Here is a 17,913-nt window from a genome sequence, read left to right as displayed (position 1 = left end):
CTGCCGGACTGATTGCGGCAGCCGCCGTCACAGTATCTGGTCCCCCCACCAGGCAACCGTGGCGGCGGCTGCTTCCATGAGCGGCGTCGGATGGAGCCCCAAAGCCATCTCGCTTGCCTTCGAATCCATCACGAAGGGGCGCTCGAACTGGTACAGGGTTTCGGCCAGTTCCCGCGTCCCGGGAGAAGCCGCGCCCATGGCCCGCAGCGCCCAGCCCGGGAGCGCTGCCACCCTGGGGCTCCGGACCCCGGCAGCGGTGGCCAAGGCTGCGGCCATCGAGCGCTGGCTCAGCGGGGATCCGGTGGGCGCGTGCCACACCCGGTTCCACAGCGCAGGATCCTGGGCCGCCTGGATCATGGCGGCGGCCAGATCCGGCACATAGGTGAAGGAGTGCGGCTGGTCCGCGCTGCCGACCACCAGCAGGGGCTTGCCGGCCAGGACCGGCTTCAGCATGCGCTCCCCGGCGTGTGCGCCGAGCACCCTGGGCCCGAAGAAGTCGCTGGCCACCACGCTCACTGTGTCCGTGGCTGACGCGGCCCGCGCCTTGAGCAGCGCGGTGCGGATGCCGCGCTTGCCGCCCCGGGCCTCCCGGGGACCCTCCTCGGTCATCGGCCGTTCCGGCTCGCTGTAGGAATACAGGCTTTCCGGAAACACGACGACGGCGCCGGCCTCGGCCGCAGCGGCCAGCACCGTCTGCTCGGCGCCCGGAAGCTCGGCTGCCCAAGCCCGGGCCGTGTACTGCGACCCGTGGATGCAGTGGAAGACCGCTTTGGCGCCCCGGAACAGCTGCCCCAGCCGCGCCGGGTCGGAGACATCCGCGGCGATTCGCTCGACGCGCGGATGGGACGGCCCGCTCCCGGAACGGGTGAGCACCCGCACCCGGTGGCCCGCCGTGGCGAGTTGCTCGGCAACCGTCCAGCCGACCGGACCGGCGCCGGTGACGACGAAGAGTGCTGGGCCCGGGCTATCGGGGAACTCGGACGGGGACATGGCGTTCTCGCTTTCGCTGTGATGGTCGACGAGAGCAGTGCTCTCAGAATCAGGATGCAGCGGTTCCTGATGCAAGTCAAGAGCAGTGCTCACATTTGTTGACAGTGCTCCGGTTTGTGGAATGCTGGGGGCATGCCGCAGACCTCCACCCCTCCGCCTGCCAGGCCGTCCACGCCCCGCGAGCGGGCCCGGGCGCAGACCATCCAGGACATTGTGCGTATCGGCCGGGAGCATCTTGCCCTGCACGGCGCCGCCGCGCTGTCGCTGCGCGCCGTCGCCAGGGAGCTCGGCGTAGTTTCCTCGGCCGTGTACCGGTATGTGGAGAACCGTGAGGAACTGCTGACCCTGCTGCTGGTCGATGCCTACAACGAGCTGGGGGATGCGGTGGACGCCGCCGTGGAGGCTCGCCCGGAGGGCGATTTCCGGGGAAGGTTCGAGGCGCTCGGGGTGGCGGTCCGGGGCTGGGCACTGGCGCAGCCGCCCAGCTATGCGCTGCTCTTCGGCAGCCCGGTGCCCGGCTACCAGGCGCCCGCGGAGCGGACCATGGCGCCGGGAACAAGGGTCATCTCCGCCCTGATGACGCTCCTGGACGGCGCCTACCGCTCCGGCCGGCTGGCGGCGCCCGACGATCACGCCGCCGTCGCTCCGGCCCTCGCCGCTGACCTGGAGCGCATCCGCAGCGGGGCCGGACTGGCTGTGCCCGACGCGTTGCTGGCGCGTGGTGCGCTGGTCTGGACCTCGCTGTTCGGCGCCGTCAGTTTCGAGGTCTTCGGCCAGTACGGCGAGGACACCTTTGCGGCCCGGGATGAGTTGTTCGCGCACCACCTGGCCGTCCTCGCCGGGGTCGCGGGGCTGCGGCCGTAGGTGCACCCCGTGCCGCGTATCGTCGCCGGCCCCTGTTGCCTCCCTGCGGCGCTCGATAGACTGCGACTGCGCCAACGTCGGCGCCCACCGCCTGCAGGAGGGATCCACACATGTCCGAAAACAGTGAGTTTGATCGAGCGGCAGCACACGAGCACCCCGGCGCCGCGCCCGTTCCGGCGGCCGACGAGCAGGTGGTTGAGGAGCCGGCGGCCGAGGGCGACGCCGGCCAGTACGTCGAAGGCGATTACGGCAGGGCGGGTGTTGCGGGGGAGAACCCGGCATCCGCCCCCGAGGGCGAGTACCCCGAGGGGGACTACGGCAAGGCCGGCGTGGCCGGCGGGTCGCACGTAGGCGCAGAGGCCGGGGACTACCCTGAAGGCGACTACGGCCGGGCCGGCGCAACCGGACCGGATGCCGTCGTCGGCGAAGAGGGCGAATACCCCGAGGGTGACTACGGCACCGCGGGCGCGGCAGGCGTCCGGCGCACCGGGCGCGGGACCGAGGTACCCGCCGACGAAGCGGTTACGCGCCATGGCGCCGTCCGCGACGACGCGGGAGAGGACGCCTAAGCCCTGAACCGGGCGCGCTGAGCTCCGTCCCGTTGCGTTCTCGCACAGCGAAATCGCCACAACGAGGGTTCGTCGTGCCAAAAAACCGCGGAAGACCGGGGCGGTAAGACCCTCCCGGTCCCCGTAAGATGCGCCTGTGTCCGAAGTTGAGTGCCCTTGGCTCAACTTTGGATTGACATCCTCCCGGCTCTGGGTAAAGTTGAGTGCAGAGCGCTCAATAAGTGGGCGCGCCTCGTCCTCGACGGGCTCGAACTCCGGGTATGCCCCGGCCGCCGGGCACCCGCCCGATTGCCGGGGCCAGCAAGTTTCCAAGGAAAGAAGGAAGCAACACATGTCACGTGCAGTAGGTATTGACCTCGGAACCACTAACTCCGTCGTCTCCGTTCTCGAAGGTGGCGAGCCCACCGTCATTGCCAACGCCGAGGGTGGCCGCACCACGCCGTCGGTCGTTGCATTCTCCAAGTCCGGCGAAGTCCTGGTCGGCGAGATCGCCAAGCGACAGGCCGTCAACAACATCGACCGCACCATCGCTTCGGTCAAGCGCCACATGGGCACCGACTGGAACATCGCGATTGACGACAAGAAGTACACCGCGCAGGAAATCTCCGCACGCATCCTGATGAAGCTCAAGAACGACGCCGAGTCCTACCTCGGCGAGAAGGTCACCGACGCCGTGATCACCGTTCCCGCGTACTTCAACGACGCCGAGCGCCAGGCCACCAAGGAGGCAGGCGAGATCGCGGGCCTCAAGGTGCTGCGCATCGTCAACGAGCCCACCGCGGCAGCCCTCGCCTACGGCCTGGACAAGGGCAAGGAAGACGAACTCATCCTCGTCTTCGACCTCGGCGGCGGAACCTTCGACGTCTCCCTCCTCGAAGTGGGCAAGGACGAAGACGACTTCTCCACCATCCAGGTCCGCGCCACCGCCGGTGACAACCGCCTCGGCGGCGACGACTGGGACCAGCGTGTCGTTGATTACCTGCTGAACCAGCTCAAGGTCAAGGGCATCGACCTCTCCAAGGACAAGATCGCCCTCCAGCGCCTCCGTGAGGCAGCGGAACAGGCCAAGAAGGAACTCTCCTCCTCCTCCAGCACCAACGTCTCGCTCCAGTACCTCTCCGTCACCCCCGACGGCCCGGTCCACCTGGACGAGCAGCTGACCCGCGCCAAGTTCCAGGACCTCACCAAGGACCTGCTCGAGCGCACCAAGAAGCCGTTCCACGATGTCATCAAGGAAGCCGGCATCAAGCTCTCCGACATCGACCACATCGTGCTGGTCGGCGGCTCCACCCGCATGCCCGCCGTCTCCGAGCTGGTCAAGGAACTCGCCGGCGGCAAGGAGCCGAACAAGGGCGTCAACCCGGACGAGGTCGTCGCCGTCGGCGCCGCACTCCAGGCCGGTGTCCTCAAGGGCGAGCGCAAGGACGTGCTGCTGATCGACGTCACCCCGCTGTCCCTCGGCATCGAGACCAAGGGCGGCATCATGACGCACCTGATCGAGCGCAACACGGCAATTCCCACCAAGCGCAGCGAAACCTTCACCACGGCCGACGACAACCAGCCGTCCGTCGCGATCCAGGTCTTCCAGGGCGAGCGCGAGTTCACCCGGGACAACAAGCCGCTGGGCACCTTCGAACTGACCGGCATCGCCCCGGCCCCGCGCGGCGTCCCTCAGGTCGAGGTCACCTTCGACATCGACGCCAACGGCATTGTGCACGTCTCCGCGAAGGACAAGGGCACCGGCAAGGAACAGTCGATGACCATCACGGGCGGCTCCAGCCTCTCGAAGGAAGACATCGACCGGATGGTCCGCGACGCCGAGGAGCACGCAGCCGAGGACAAGGCCCGCCGTGAGGCGACCGACACCCGCAACACCGCAGAGCAGCTCGCCTACTCCGTGGACAAGCTGATCGCCGACAACGCCGACAAGCTGCCGGAAGAGGTCAAGACCGAGGTCCAGGCCGACGTCGACGCCCTCAAGGCCGCGCTGGAAGGCACCGACGACGCCGCTGTGAAGACCGCGTTTGAGAAGCTCCAGGCTTCGCAGACCAAGCTCGGCGAGGCCATCTACGCCCAGCCCGGTTCCCCCGACGGTGCCGCTGGCGCCCAGGGTGCCCCGGCCGGTGAGAAGGCAGCCTCCGACGAGGACATCGTTGACGCCGAGATCGTTGACGAAGACGAGAAGAAGTAGTCATGCCGCACCACGGTAACGAAGAAGAGCACGGTGCCTCCGGGGACCGCCGCGACGACGAGCGGCGGGACGCCGCCAATCAGGAAAGCGAGCCGCAGAAGCCGGTGATCCACGACAACCGCAAGGTTGATCCGAAGACCGGCCAGGCGCGCCATCCCGACCAGGAGCGCGCCGCAGGGGAGTCCGACGCCGGGGACGCGCTGTCCCAGGCCGAGGACATCCTCAACAGCGTGGACGTTCCGGCAGCCGAGTCGGTCGCCCAGGGCGTCAACGCCGGGGAGGCGGAGGAACTGAAGAACGACCTCCGCCGCCTGCAGGCGGAGTACGTCAACTACCGCAAGCGGGTCGAACGCGACCGTGCCGTGGCAGGGGAAATGGCCGTCATCGGCGTCCTGAATGCCCTGCTTCCGGTACTCGACGACGTCGACGCCGCCCGGCAGCACGGTGACCTCGCGGACGGCCCCTTCGCCGCGATTGCCGCCAAGCTGGAAAGCGCGCTGAAGACCTACGGCCTGATGCGCATCGATGAGACCGGCGTGGAGTTCGATCCCACGATCCACGAGGCCCTCATCCAGCAGCCCGGCCCGGACGTCGAAACCGACACCGTCAGCCAGGTCCTGCGCTCCGGCTACAAGTCCGGCGACCGGGTGCTCCGCGCAGCCCAGGTCATCGTGGCCGTCCCGGCGTAGGTTGCTTTCGCGAAGCGAGACAAGGGGCCCCGCCCCTGCGCCGGGTGGCCAAGGATCTGCGATCCTCGGCCACCCGGCTCCGGCAGGCCCGATGCCACTCCCGGGCCCCTTGTCTCGCTCCGCTCCTGAGGTTGTCTCCCTTAACGCTTTGTACTTTGAAAGGAAACGCCATTGGCTAGCCAGGACTGGGTGGACAAGGACTTCTACAAGATCCTTGGCGTCGCCAAAGACGCTTCCGACGCCGACATCAAGAAGGCGTACCGGAAGCTCGCGCGGCAGCACCACCCGGACACGAATGCCGGTGACACCGCGTCGGAGAAGAAGTTCAAGGACATCTCCGAGGCCTATTCCGTGCTGTCCGACCCGGACGAGCGCCAGCAGTATGACGCCATCCGCGCGATGGGCGGCGGCGCCCGCTTCGCACCCGGCGGTGCCGGAGCGGCCGGCGGCGGCGCCGGGTTCGAGGATCTTTTCGGCGGCCTGTTCACCGGCGGCGGGGGACGGCACTCCGGCGGCTACAGCACCGCCGGCGGCATTCCGCCTGAGTTCGCCGACCTCTTTGGCGGTGGCGGCGGCTTTGGTGGCGGCCAGTCCTTCCAGCGCGGACCGCAGAAGGGCGCCGACCGCACCGCGTCGACCAGCATTTCATTCGCCGGATCGATCCGCGGCACCACCATCGGGCTGCGCGAGCCCGACGGCGAGGTGATCGACGTACGGATCCCGGCCGGGATCAAGGACGGCCAGAAAGTCCGTGTCCGCGGCAAGGGCCAGTACGGCCCGGCCGGCAACGGCGACCTCATGGTCACCGTGTCCGTGAAGCCGCACGATTTCTACACCCGTGACGGTGACAACCTGCGCATCCATGTCCCGGTGACGTTCCCGGAAGCCGCCCTCGGCGCCGACATCGAGGTCCCGACCATCGACGGCGACAAGGTCAAGGTCCGCGTGCCGGCCGGAACGCCGTCCGGCCGGACTCTGCGCGTCAAGGGACGCGGCGTGAAGCACACCAAGGCCACCGGGGACCTGCTGGTCACCATCGACGTCGCCGTGCCCAAGAAGTTGGACAAGGCCGCGGAGGAAGCAGTGAAGGCCTTCGCCGCAGCCACCTCCGGCGAGGACGTCCGCGCCGGCCTGGCAGCCAAGGCCCGGCTGTAGGAGTCCTGGCATGGACATCGAGTTCGACCAGCCGATTTTCGTCATCTCCGTCGCCGCGGAGCTGGCGGACATGCACCCGCAGACGCTGCGCCAGTACGACCGGCTCGGCATCGTCTCGCCGAGCCGTGCGCCCGGCAAGTCCCGGCGGTACTCGCAGCGTGACGTGAACATGCTCCGTGAGGTGCAGCGCCTCTCGCAGGAGGGGGTCTCCCTGGAGGGGATCAAGCGGATCCTGCAGCTGGAGAACCAGGTCGCAGCCTTGCAAAGGCGCGTCACCGAGCTGAGCGAAGAACTCGAACGGCGGCCCCGGGCCCTCGATTCCCGGATCTTTGCCGCGGGAACCGCGGGCGACGTCGTCAGCCTGGCCCGCGGCCAGCGTCCCCGGGCACGGTCCCAGGCGCTCGTGGTGTGGCGGCCGCGCGGCATCGAATAGCAACAGTGCCCGGGACCCGGCAGGGTGCCGGGCACACTTTCGCTGTGACCTATTTTCCGGCCGTTCGGGACCCCTGGCACGGCATCGCCGGCCGGTCCAAGTAGTCGGGCTGCCGGAACTAAGTACTCCCGCTCAAAGTCGGGTGGTCGCGCCCGCATAGTCGCGTACCGGGAGCCCGTGACTAGGACCCGGGCTGCCGGTTGAATGGTCTTGGCAGCCGGGTGGCGGCCGATGGAACGGAGACCCAAGACAGGTCCCAGTGCAAAATGTCGGGGGGCAGCACATGTTCACCTCAATGATTCCGGACGCTCCAGCGTCGGCGTCCGCAGCGATCGCGGACCGGCCATGAACTCCGGACTGCACGCCGTCGCCGTCTTCGGCAGCTCCTTGCCCGGGCTGCTCCTGCTGACGCTCGGGCAGGCGCTCGTCGTCGTCTGCGTCTGTTTCGATCTGGTCCGGGCCGTCTCCGTGCCGCGGTCCCGCCGCCGCTACGTGGCCAACACGGTGTTCCGCACCCTGGCGCTGCCTTCGATCCTCAGCATGGCCCTCATCGTGTTGGTCCATGCGGCGTCGGGTGCCTGGGAACAGGTCGCCGGAGGGGTGTTCGTCCTGGTGTCCGTCATCTTCCGGTGGCACCACGATACCGACGAGGACAGCTGGTGGAAGGGCAAGGGCAAACAGCTCGGCCGCTGGCTCCGGAGCCGCGCCGTGTCCCGGCTCGTCACCGCCCCGGCCGCCGCCTGAGCCCGGCCCGGGAAGAACGCGTTGCGGCTTATTCGTTGAACAGCCCGGCCAGGTCCTCGGCCGTCAGCGCCCCGCCGGAGAGGGCGTCGCCTTCCATCACATCGGCGAACAGCTGGGACTTCTTGGCCTTGAGCGCCATCACCTTTTCCTCGATGGTGTCCTTCGCCACGAGCCGGTAGACCATCACGTTGCGGGCCTGGCCGATCCGGTGGGTCCGGTCCACAGCCTGCGCTTCCGACGCCGGGTTCCACCACGGGTCCAGCAGGAAGACATAATCCGCCTCGGTCAGGTTCAGGCCGAACCCGCCGGCCTTGAGACTGATCAGGAACACCGGCGCCGCGCCGTTCTTGAACTCGTTGACGACGTCGGTGCGGTTGCGCGTGCCGCCGTCGAGGTAGCAGAACTCAATGTTTTCCTCGACGAGCCGCTCCCGGACCTTGCCGAGGAAGCCGGTGAACTGGCTGAAGATCAGCGCCCGGTGGCCCTCCGCTACGAGGTCCTCCAACTGCTCGAACAGCACGTCGAGCTTGCTGGAGCGCACCCCCGAGAGTGACGGGTCGATCAGGGACGGGTCGAGGCTGAGCTGGCGCAGCAGGGTCAGCGACTGGAAGATCGTGAACCGGTTCTTGTTGACGTCCTCGATCAGGCCGAGGATCTTTTGCCGCTCGCGCTGCAGATGCGTCTGGTAGACCTTCTGGTGCCGCGGGTTCAACACCACCTCGAGGACCTGCTCCTGCTTGGGCGGCAGGTCGTGAATGACCTGTTCCTTGGTGCGGCGCATCATCAGCGGGCGCACCCGGCGGCGGAGCTTGTCCAGCTGCGCCTTGTCGCCGTTCTTTTCCACGGGCTTCTGGTAGTACTCGGCGAAGCGCTTGGGACTGGAGAAGAGGCCCGGTGCCACGATCGAGGTCAGCGCCCAGAACTCCATCAGGTTGTTCTCCAGCGGCGTGCCGGTGATGGCCAGTTTGAAGCCGGCGGGGAGCTTCCGGGCGCACTGGTACGCCTTGGACTGGTGGTTCTTCACAAACTGCGCCTCGTCCAGCACCAGGCCGGCCCACGGCCGGGAAGCATAGGCCTCGTAGTCGATGCGGAACAGCGCGTAGGACGTGATGACGATGTCCGCGCCGGCCATCGCTTCGGCCGGCGCCGAGCCGCTCTTGGCGAAGGTTTCGCTGATGGCCAGGGCCGTGAGGCCGGGCGCGAAGCGCGCGGTTTCGGCCTGCCAGTTGCCCACCACGCTGGTGGGGGCAACCACCAGGAAAGGTGCCCCGCCTGGCGCCTCGCCGGCAGCGACCTTGGCCGCGCACATCAGCGCCAGTGCCTGGACGGTTTTGCCCAGACCCATGTCGTCGGCCAGCACCCCGCCCAGCCCGTGGCGGTAGAGGAAGCTGAGCCAGTTGAAGCCTTCCAACTGGTACGGGCGCAGCTCCGCATTGAGCATGGCGGGCAGCGGCAGCCCCTTGACGCCGCCCTCCAGCAGACCGCCCACCGCTTCCCGCCAGGCGGCGGCCTGCTCGTCGACGATACCCAGCTGGGCCAGTTCATCCCAAAGTCCGGCCTGGAAACGGCTGATCTGCAGCGGCGCGTCCTTGTTGTCCTGCAGCTCCCGGGCCTCCTCGATCAGGGCCCGCAGCTGGTGCAGTTCGGGCAGGTCAAGGGAGAAGTAGGCGCCGCTGGGCAGCAGCATCTTGGTCTGGCCCGCGGCGAGGGCGGAGAAGACGGCGGCGAAGGACACCGGCTGGCCTTCGAGGGAAATCTGGATGCCCAGGTCGAACCAGTCCCGCTGTTCGGTGGCCTTGGTGGAGATCGAGACCACCGGGGCTTCCTCGGCCTCGCGGTATTCGGCGATCTCGCCGGCGGTGTCCACGGAGACCTCGGGTAGCTCGCGGAGCGCGGGCAGTACCTCCTCGGTGAAGGCGAGGGTGTCCAGGCCGCTGAGTTCGGCGGACGCGGCGAGCCGGGGCGTGCCCCAGCCGCCCGTGGCGGATTCCCCGAGCTTCGGCACAACGTCCCAGGGCTGGCCCACGGTCTCAAGGATCCGGGCCTCGGCGGCGTCGTCGCGGTAGCCGTGGTCGCCCGGGTGCCGCCACAGGGGCTGGGCCGTGACCAGGGTGCCCGACGTGTAGTGCCACTCCCAGTGCAGCCGGACGCGGTGGTCGGCCCCGTAGTTGGCTAGCAGGGACAGGGTGGGGACGGCCAGGGTGGGCAGCTCGACGGATTCGTCGGAGGCCGTGACGCGGGCGGTCTGCTTGAGCTTGGGGTAGAAGCCGGTCAGGAAGCGGCCTTCATCACGGGCCGGGATGCGCAGCGTGGTGCCGGCGGTGACGAAAGTCAGGAGCTCCTCGCTGAGACCGGCCTCCAGCGGCGCGAGCGTGATAGCGGAGTCACCCGGGGCCACGCCGGGCAGCGCGTCGGCGTCGGAGGTCAGGAAGATTCCGTGGGCGGGCCGGCCGATGGTTCCGACCGACGCCGGATCGACCACCGTTCCCTCGACGGTGATGGTCGGTGCGAGCGCGAGGCCGCCGCCGTCGAGCTCCTCGGCGCCGAGCCGGGTCAGGTTGAGCCCGACGGCGGCCGGCTCCCCGGCCAGGTGCACGGCATCGTCGCCCCGGCCGTGGACCAGCGCGAGGCCGATCTTCGGTGCCTCGGCCAGCAGGCTCCAAAGGTTCTTGCCGGCGTAGGTGTTCAGCCCCAGCCAGGGAGCCGTGCCGGCGTGCTGGCGGTTCGCCAGGGCCGTGTGCGAGGCCAGGAATTCCTGCATCCATTCCACATGGGCTTCGTTGCATTCGCGCCGGTAGTTCAGGTAGCTCAGGGTGTTCCACGAAACGTCGCCCTTGATCCACTTGCCCTTGGCTCCCATGATGACGGGGCGGGCCTTCAGCTGGCGGACGCTGCGCAGCGGATCGCGGCGTCCGGTGTAGGAGAAGTGCGGCGCCGGTTCCTCGATCTCGAACTGCAACGCCAGCGGGACGCCGCTGGTCGAGGTGGTGATGCCCGGCCGGGCGAGCAGGGGGCTGAGGGCCTGCTCCCAGTCAGGCAGGTCCTGTGCGGGGGGCTGGCGCGACAGCCGGGAGGACTCCGCGGGGGCCAGCAGCTGGACGCGGGTCGCCGGGTTGTCCTCGGCGGCGAAGAGCAACGCGGCCACATGCTTGCAGTCCTTGCGGACGGGGCAGCTGCAGACCCCGACGGTGCAGCTCCAGCCGCCTCCCTTGCGGACCAGCTTCGCCGTCGTCGAATACGGCACCTCCGCGCCGCCGCGGACTTTGCCGAGCATCAGGCCGGTGGCGGCATCGAAGGAGATCCCCGAAACCCGGCTCCCCATGGCGTAGGCAAGCCCGGCCGCGAGGGAGCGGTCGTTGATCGCGGGGGTCTGTATTGCCAGTGCCGCACTCTCGTCCGGATGGGATGGCATGTGCGCACTACTTTCAGCAGTTGGTCATCTGATCCATCTTAGCCAGCCCGGCGGGGCCCGGAAACTTCGCCTGACGTTCACCTGCCGCTCGGGCCGCCGGCAACGGGGCAGATCTACGGTGGAAGGGACCGGAGCACCGTCCGCCACCACCGTGAGGATTTCCATGAGCAGCAGCCCGACCGAGACCCCGACCGCCGCCGGCCACGCCCCTGTGCTGACCAGGGACAGCCTGCACGGCGGCAACGTGGATGTTGTGGACGCCAACGTGGACGTCGTCAACGCCATGTACGCGGAGCTGCTCGACGCGGAGGAGATCGCGCCCACCGCGCTGTGCAGCTACTACGTGGATTTCTACCTGACGCAGGCACTCGACGGCGGCTTCGCCCAGTACGTCTTCACCCTGCCGGAGCGTGAGGAAATTGACGGCTACATCCGTGCAGGGCTCGCCGGCATGGGAGCCACGGCGCACCTGGACCTGTTCAACCGCAGCGTGGCCGCCTTCGACTCGCTCTCGGACGAGGAAGCCGACGCGTACCTCGACGGGGATGCCGGGCAGGGGATCGGCGGCGACGCCACGCCGGCGCCCGAGGCCGTCCAGCTTCTGGAGCGGCTCGACGACGAATTCGAACCGCTGCTGGAAACCGAGGACATCATCGCGCTCAACGCCGCCTGGCTCCGCAGCCAGCCGGACCTGCTGGTCCTGGACGCTGACGAACTCGACCGGCACATCCACGAGCGGGTGTCCCGGATCCCCAACCTGGCGGAACGCCAGGCTGAGGCAGCCGAGGAGGAACGCCTGAGCACACCGGAGTTTGAGCTGATCATCCGGGAGCTGTGTGAGGTGGCCGGACGTACCCTGCTGAAAATCACCATGGGCGACCCGAACCATGATCACAACGGCGAACGGGTCCTGGCCTGGCATTTCATTACGGACCAGGGCGAGTTCCTCATGCTGGAGGACGACGACGAGGCGTACATGATCCACCCGGAGACCCGGGAGATCGTGGCCGCCGTCGAGTTCGTGGACGACGACGGGGACGACGACGTGGACGGCGACCGGTCCGGGGCCGGCTTCTAGTAGCCGCCGGCGGAGGTGATCATGTCTCCGGCGGGGTTCACGAGGTACCAGACGCCGCCGACGCCCTGACCGGTGATGTCGCCCGGGGCCTTGTCCTTGACGAAGTGGTACACCGGCATCCCGTTGATGGTCAGCTGCTTCTTGCCATCGGGCGTGGCGATGGTCCCTAGCTTTCCGGTCACTCCTTCCGCCACGGGCGCGTCTGAGCCGGCGAGCACCGGCGGCCACGTCGCGGCGCACGAACCGGTGCAGGCGCTCATGCCGGAGTCCTTTGTGTCCTTGGCGAAGAGGTAGACGCTCATGCCCTTGGCGTCCACGACCACCTGCCCGGCGTTGGTCGCGGCGGTCTTGAGGGCGGGGGCCGACGCCGGGGCGCCGGACGCGGTGCCCGCCGCCGGTGTGGCCGCCGCCGGGCTGCTGGGCGCCGGGGCGCTGGGCGAGGCCGTGGCTGAGCCCGTCGTCGTGCTGGCGGGGGGTGCCGACGATGTGGAGGTCCCGCTGCCGCCGGCGCAGCCGGAAAGGACCGCGGCGAGGGCGAAGACGGACAGGGTGGCGCCGAAGTGCTTTGTCATGGTTGGCTCCTTGGCTGGGTGCCGGCCCTCTCGCGGTCCGGCTAGTTGATACGACGGCGGCTGGTGAAGAATGGTTCAAGGGCGATCCTTTGAACTTTTTCGCCCGCGTGGACGTCCTAGTGGGGCAGCAGGACCAAGCCCGGGGAGGTGCCGCATGCCGCTGGATGAAGATGTGGTTGCTGCGATTTACCGTGACCACGGCACGGCCCTGCGCCGGTTCGTCCTGGGTGCCTGCCACGACCCGCAGCTGACAGAGGACGTCGTGCAGGAAACGGTGTTGCGGGTCTGGCAGCAGGCGCCGCGGTTCACCGGCAGCATGCGCAGCTACCTGTTCCGGACCGCGCGCAATATCTTGATCGACAACTATCGCCGGGCCCAGCACCGGCCGCGTGAAGCAGCGGAGCGGGACGTGCCCGACCCGGCGGGGGCCGCCGACCGGGTGGATGAACTGCTGAACCGGGTCCTGATGGAGGAGGCCCTGCTGCGCCTCAGCGCCGAGCACCGCGACGTGCTGGTGGCCCTGCATTACCGCCGCTTCACCGTCCAGGAGGCTTCCGACCAGTTGAATATCCCAGCCGGCACGGTGAAGTCCCGGGCCTTCTACGCGGTCCGGGCGCTCAGGACCATCCTGGACGAAATGGGGGTGCAGCGGTGAACGGACCCGTACTCCACCAACTGCTCGGGGCATACCTGCTCGGCGGGCTGCCGCCGGACGAGTCGGCCGCCTTCGAAAGGCATCTGGCCGAATGCCGGGACTGCCGCGCCGAACTCGATGAACTCGCCAGCCTCCCGGCGCTGCTGGACGCGGTCCCGGTGCCCGACGCCGTCGCGCTCGGCGCCGCTGCTGCCGCTGGTGCCGGGCGCGAGCCGGCACGGCTGGACCCCGCGTCTCCTGCCGTGCCGCGGCGGCTCCTCGACGAACTCTCCTCCCGCCGGCGGAAGATCCGACGCCGGTGGGGCGCGGCGCTCGCAGCCGCGGCGGCCGCGTGCCTGGCGCTCGGAATCCTGTTGGCGCCGCTGGTGAACCAGCCGCCCAAACCGGACGCCAGCTACTCCGTCCAGGCCGGCGACGGACTGCAGTTCACCGTGTCCCTGGTCAAGAAGAGCTGGGGCACCGAGCTCGCCGTCGACGGCCGGAGCTTGCCCGTGGACGGAACCTTGTCGCTCTGGGTCAAGGCCGGCGACGGCGGCGAAGACCGCGCCTGCGCCTGGACGGCGACGCCGAGCGGGAAGGCCAGGGTCACCGGAGCCACGCCCCTGCAGTTGGCCAACATCGCACGGATCGAGCTGCGGAACGGCCAACAGAGCATGGCTGTCATCGCCGTGCCACGCGGATAGCCGGCCGATACCGGCGGCGGCGGAGCCAGGGTCGGCCTTTATTGTCAGACCCACTTGCTTCACTGATGGTGGGGGACCTGTCGTTTCCCGCCATCCGCGGCACGCACGTCCGCACCGACGATTGGGGATTCGTTATGGAACAGGCATTTGCGGTTGTTGAGTCCGGACGGGACCTGGCCCTGCGACTAATGGCGGCCGGGCGGACCAAGCCGGCGGCAGTGATCTCTTGGCACCCCGGGCAACAGAATAACCGCATCGACGTGGAATATGTCGCTCGGGAGGTCGGAGACTTGGCCGAAGTCTTCTTGCTGGAGAACGGCCCGGAAAGTTATGCCTTCGGCGACTCCCTGCCAGCCGGGGCCGGGGTGTTCGGCAACGCGGCGCGGGTTTACGCGGAGGACCTCCGCTGGATGAAGGACGTGCACCGGAGCCGGCTGCGGATGGCGCGGGACCGCCAGGCGGCCACCCGTGCGGCCGAGGACATCATCGACGACGTGCTGAGCCTGATCACCGTAGCCCCGCCAAAGACCGCGCCGGTCCGCGCCGAGCCGCGGCGCGTCCAGGGCACCGTCAAGGCCTTCGCCAGTGCAGGTTCCCGGGCCATCGTTGAACTCGGCGATGGCAGTTGCTGCACCATCCAGCGGGAGCATGTGGTCCCGCCGGTCCGTCTCGACTGGATGCTGGACATTGGCCAGCCCGTGGAGGGCGATCTCAACGACGAAGACAAGACGCTCGACATCAACGGCCTTAAGACCTCACCGCGGCTTGCCGCGCTCTATCGGCCAGGCGACCTGGTTCTCGCCCTGGCGGAACAAGTGTGCGCCAACAGCGCGAAGCTGACCCTTTACCCGGGATCCAGCTGGACCGTGGAACGGGCGCGTATTTCTTCCAACCCGCTCGATGGCGTAGACAGCCTTGTGACCGAGGGCGAGGTAGTGGTGGCACGCTTCCTGCACGACAACGGCGCGGTGGTGTTGTCCCTACTCGACGTTGACGACGATGCCGACGTTGTGCCGGCCCCCGCACTCCTCACGGGCGGCACCCCGTGGCTGCGGCCCGGTCGTCACCTCACCGAACAGTCCGCCTCGGGCCGGACATTTCCCGCCGAGGCTGCGGGCATCGCCGGGACGCGAGATGCCGTGGAACAGGACGGCGCCGCGGTGGCTGCGCCGGCTCCCAAGCCGTCGGCTGCCCTCCTGACCACCCAGCTCCAGCTGGAAGCGGAGCGGCGGAAGGTCGCCACCCTGCAGGAACTGGTCGCCGCTGCCAGCCAAGCCGGGGCCGAACTCGTCGGTCTTCAGCGGGCGCAGGACGCGCTGCGGCTCGAACTCAAGGCGGAGCAACAGATCGCAGAGGGAGCCCGGGCGGGGCTGGAGGATTCGGCGGCGCGGCTTGCCCGGGTGCAGGACGAACTCCTCCAGTTGCGGGCCTACAAACGCCGCACGCAGCCTGCACTCAAGCGCTCGCTGGTCACCGCTTCGGACGGCCTGTTTGCGACCACCGACGAACGCCTGCGGCACGATGTCTACCTCGCATGGGCGAAGAATGTTCCGGCGAGTGACAAGGTACGGCAGGCGCTGCCTCCGGAGTGGAAGGCCGGACCGGAATTTGCTGCGTCCCTGTATGGCTTCACTGAGCCCGGAGTGGTCGCGAAAGCCCTGAAGGCTGCGGTGGAAGTGCTCACCGGCGCCGCGGAGCGGAACCCGGCGCGGGACGTCCACGCCCTGCGCGCAAACCAAGGCGGCGAAACAGCCCAGCTGGTGCGCGCGGACGGCGCACGCTGCTTTCGCGCGGCGGTCGAGCAGAAAGTGGCCTCCGCCCGCCGACTGCACTTCTGGAAACTACCGGACGGCACGGTGGAGCTGTCCCGGGTGGTGGTCCACGACGACTTCAAGCCGTAGCCACGGCCCACACCTACATCCGGGCCAGCCGGGCCCGGACGGCCATGAAGACGCCGTAGCAGATCAGCCCCGCGCCGACGGCCGCCAGCATGTACATGCCCAGCGGCTGATCGCGCAAGGCCTTCAGTCCGCCGTCGAGGCCGGTTGACTGCGACGGGTCCGCCTTCATCGTGGCGATGACGACCAGCAGCCCCGTCAGCAGCAGCGCAACCCCCTTGGCTGCGTAGCCGGCGATTCCGGTGACGGACACCGCGGTCCGGGCATGCTCGTTGGAGGGCATGCGCAGATACTTGATGAACGACTTCCTGAAGCCCCGGATGGCGTAGACAACCCCGGTCACGGCCACCGCGGCACCGATGACGATCAGCAACAGGACGCCGCCCGGGGCCTGCATGAGCTGCAGGGTGAGGTCGCTGGTAGAGCGCCGGTGGTCTGCATGGGCGCCGATCGCGACGGAGGCCAACGTGAGCGCGAACCCGGTGTAGACGACTGCCTGGAGGGCGGCTTTGAGTTTCTTGGCGATCTTCTTCTTGGTCGGCAGATGTGAGAAGTCGAAGATGGCATCACTGGTCTGCCAGATTGCCAGCGCGACGCAGGCGGCGAAGGCGCTCCACAGCAGGATGGGACCCGCCGGTTGCTTGGACAGCGATTCGACGGCGCCGCTCACATCAGCCTGCCCCTGGCCGCCCATAGCGAGCCTGATCGCGACCAGCCCAATCAGGAAGTGCAGGATGCCGGAGACGGCAAACCCGGCCCGTGCCGCGTATTCGAGCGGCTTCGAATTGGTGACGTCCTCGGCGACTTCCGCGGCGTCCTGAAGTTCTTTTTTAATGGTCGGTCCCTCGCGTCATTGAGCTCTTCCGCTGCGGTGTTGCCGCCGCCAGCCATGCATGTTCCGTAATGGTGCCACGGGAATCGGCCGCGTGACAGCAGCTGCGTGACACTAATGGCGACACGGTCCCGGCGGGAATGCGGCCGGCCGCGTCAGCGGCGCCGGTAGCAGAGATCGAAGATGAGCCTGCCGGCCTCGTGGGCCTTGTTTTCGAAACTGGTCAGGATCCGGCCCTCAAACCGGGGCGCCCAACCGCCGACTTCGTCGACTCCCTCGTTGGGGCCGGTGTGTTCGGTGCTGACCGGGGCGCGGCCTTCCTTGACCGGGGCCCCGCCCACCACGGATTCCACCCCGGACTCCCAGACCTGGGTGAGCGGGCTGTCGTCGCCGCTGCGTTCGCCTTCATGCAGATTTTCGAAGTCGGCCGAGCCGGCCAGGACCTCACGAACGTGCACCGCGTAGTTGGACCAGTCCGTCGCGATCCGCCAAATCCCGCCCGGCCTGAGGGACCGTGCGGCGAGTTCCGCGAAGGCGGGCTGGATGAGGCGCCGCTTGTGGTGACGGGACTTATGCCACGGGTCCGGGAAGAAGACCCACAGTTCGGTGACCGAGCCCTCCGGGAGCATGCTGGCCAGGACCTCGGGGGCGTTGGCCTCCACCACCCGGACGTTGCTCAGGCCGCGGCTGTTGATCTTGATGAGCGTGTTGGCCAGACCCGGGGTGTAGACCTCCACGGCCAGGAAGTCCTTGTCCGGATTCTGCTCGGCCGCATGGCAGACGGCGTCGCCGAGCCCCGAGCCGATCTCCACGATCAGCGGCGCCTTACGGCCAAACTCGGCCTCGGCGTCGAAGACGTAGTCGGGATGCACGGAGGTGTTGGCGACGTGCCGCGGCACGTCGACCGCCCACCGGTCCGAGTGCTCTTCCCACGCGGTCTGGCGGCGGCCCTGCAGGCGGGTGCCGCGGCGCACGAAGCTGACCGGACGGCCGCCATAGGTGCCAAAGGAAGCCTGGCTTCCGGGCGTAACCGGGCGGGGATCCTGCGGCGGCTGGTGGGATTCTGGAGATTCGCTCATCACCTCCAGAATAGTGGAGTTCGGTGTCCGCCTGGCTGGGCGGATTTGCTGGGCAGACCCCGTCTGGCC

At 68.5% G+C, this 17,913-nt stretch carries 16 protein-coding genes; 11 read left to right on the top strand and 5 right to left on the bottom strand.

The window, feature by feature from the left end:
* Nucleotides 1–27 precede the first annotated feature (27 nt).
* Nucleotides 28–990, bottom strand: a complete 963-nt coding sequence (locus tag FFF93_RS15550) for an NAD-dependent epimerase/dehydratase family protein (protein WP_138768119.1) — start codon at nucleotides 988–990, stop codon at nucleotides 28–30.
* A 132-nt stretch (nucleotides 991–1,122) separates the two neighbouring features.
* On the opposite strand from FFF93_RS15550, the gene FFF93_RS15545 reads away from it, so the two are divergent.
* From FFF93_RS15545 to FFF93_RS15515, 7 genes are all read left to right on the top strand, one after another.
* Entirely contained in the window at nucleotides 1,123–1,854 is a 732-nt protein-coding gene (locus FFF93_RS15545; protein WP_138768120.1) for a TetR/AcrR family transcriptional regulator, read from the top strand.
* Between the two features lie 110 nt (nucleotides 1,855–1,964).
* Nucleotides 1,965–2,423 (top strand): hypothetical protein, encoded by a 459-nt coding sequence (locus tag FFF93_RS16985; protein WP_186372177.1) that lies wholly within the window; start codon nucleotides 1,965–1,967, stop codon nucleotides 2,421–2,423.
* Nucleotides 2,424–2,754: 331 nt separating this feature from the next.
* Nucleotides 2,755–4,614, top strand: coding sequence for a molecular chaperone DnaK (gene dnaK / locus FFF93_RS15535; protein ID WP_138768121.1), 1,860 nt, complete (start codon nucleotides 2,755–2,757; stop codon nucleotides 4,612–4,614).
* Between the two features lie 2 nt (nucleotides 4,615–4,616).
* A complete protein-coding gene (locus FFF93_RS15530; RefSeq protein WP_138768122.1) occupies nucleotides 4,617–5,303 on the top strand; it encodes a nucleotide exchange factor GrpE in 687 nt (228 codons plus the stop codon).
* A 171-nt stretch (nucleotides 5,304–5,474) separates the two neighbouring features.
* On the top strand, nucleotides 5,475–6,458 hold the full coding sequence (locus FFF93_RS15525; RefSeq protein ID WP_186372176.1) for a DnaJ C-terminal domain-containing protein: 984 nt from the start codon (nucleotides 5,475–5,477) through the stop codon (nucleotides 6,456–6,458).
* A 10-nt stretch (nucleotides 6,459–6,468) separates the two neighbouring features.
* Complete coding sequence (locus tag FFF93_RS15520) at nucleotides 6,469–6,891, top strand: heat shock protein transcriptional repressor HspR (protein ID WP_138768123.1); 423 nt, start codon at nucleotides 6,469–6,471, stop codon at nucleotides 6,889–6,891.
* Between the two features lie 345 nt (nucleotides 6,892–7,236).
* The gene (locus FFF93_RS15515; RefSeq protein ID WP_138768124.1) at nucleotides 7,237–7,635 is read left to right on the top strand and encodes a hypothetical protein; all 399 of its coding nucleotides are present in this window, start codon (nucleotides 7,237–7,239) and stop codon (nucleotides 7,633–7,635) included.
* 28 nt (nucleotides 7,636–7,663) lie between these two features.
* Here FFF93_RS15515 and FFF93_RS15510 read toward each other — a convergent pair whose 3' ends face one another.
* On the bottom strand, nucleotides 7,664–11,047 hold the full coding sequence (locus FFF93_RS15510) for a DEAD/DEAH box helicase (RefSeq protein WP_138768125.1): 3,384 nt from the start codon (nucleotides 11,045–11,047) through the stop codon (nucleotides 7,664–7,666).
* 163 nt (nucleotides 11,048–11,210) lie between these two features.
* Between FFF93_RS15510 and FFF93_RS15505 the strand changes: the two genes are divergently transcribed.
* Entirely contained in the window at nucleotides 11,211–12,125 is a 915-nt protein-coding gene (locus tag FFF93_RS15505) for a hypothetical protein (protein ID WP_261375189.1), read from the top strand.
* Here the strand turns inward: FFF93_RS15505 and FFF93_RS15500 are convergent.
* On the bottom strand, nucleotides 12,122–12,697 hold the full coding sequence (locus FFF93_RS15500) for a hypothetical protein (protein ID WP_138768126.1): 576 nt from the start codon (nucleotides 12,695–12,697) through the stop codon (nucleotides 12,122–12,124). The two genes, FFF93_RS15505 and FFF93_RS15500, sit on opposite strands and share 4 nt — an antisense overlap.
* Nucleotides 12,698–12,851: 154 nt before the next feature.
* Between FFF93_RS15500 and FFF93_RS15495 the strand changes: the two genes are divergently transcribed.
* From FFF93_RS15495 to FFF93_RS15485, 3 genes are all read left to right on the top strand, one after another.
* A complete protein-coding gene (locus FFF93_RS15495) occupies nucleotides 12,852–13,352 on the top strand; it encodes a sigma-70 family RNA polymerase sigma factor (RefSeq protein WP_138768127.1) in 501 nt (166 codons plus the stop codon).
* Complete coding sequence (locus FFF93_RS15490; protein ID WP_138768128.1) at nucleotides 13,349–14,035, top strand: anti-sigma factor; 687 nt, start codon at nucleotides 13,349–13,351, stop codon at nucleotides 14,033–14,035. The genes FFF93_RS15495 and FFF93_RS15490 overlap by 4 nt, the downstream gene beginning before the upstream one ends.
* A 134-nt stretch (nucleotides 14,036–14,169) precedes the next feature.
* Nucleotides 14,170–15,936, top strand: coding sequence for a hypothetical protein (locus FFF93_RS15485; RefSeq protein WP_138768129.1), 1,767 nt, complete (start codon nucleotides 14,170–14,172; stop codon nucleotides 15,934–15,936).
* 13 nt (nucleotides 15,937–15,949) lie between these two features.
* Here the strand turns inward: FFF93_RS15485 and FFF93_RS15480 are convergent, their stop codons facing one another.
* A complete protein-coding gene (locus FFF93_RS15480; RefSeq protein ID WP_138768130.1) occupies nucleotides 15,950–16,768 on the bottom strand; it encodes a DUF1206 domain-containing protein in 819 nt (272 codons plus the stop codon).
* 152 nt (nucleotides 16,769–16,920) lie between these two features.
* A complete protein-coding gene (trmB, locus tag FFF93_RS15475) occupies nucleotides 16,921–17,844 on the bottom strand; it encodes a tRNA (guanosine(46)-N7)-methyltransferase TrmB (RefSeq protein ID WP_138768131.1) in 924 nt (307 codons plus the stop codon).
* Nucleotides 17,845–17,913 lie beyond the last annotated feature (69 nt).

It is taken from the genome of Arthrobacter sp. KBS0702 (genome assembly GCF_005937985.2).
Lineage (GTDB): Bacteria > Actinomycetota > Actinomycetes > Actinomycetales > Micrococcaceae > Arthrobacter.
The sequence above is the reverse complement of the archived record's forward strand: the minus strand, read 5'-3'. Positions and strand labels throughout refer to the sequence as shown.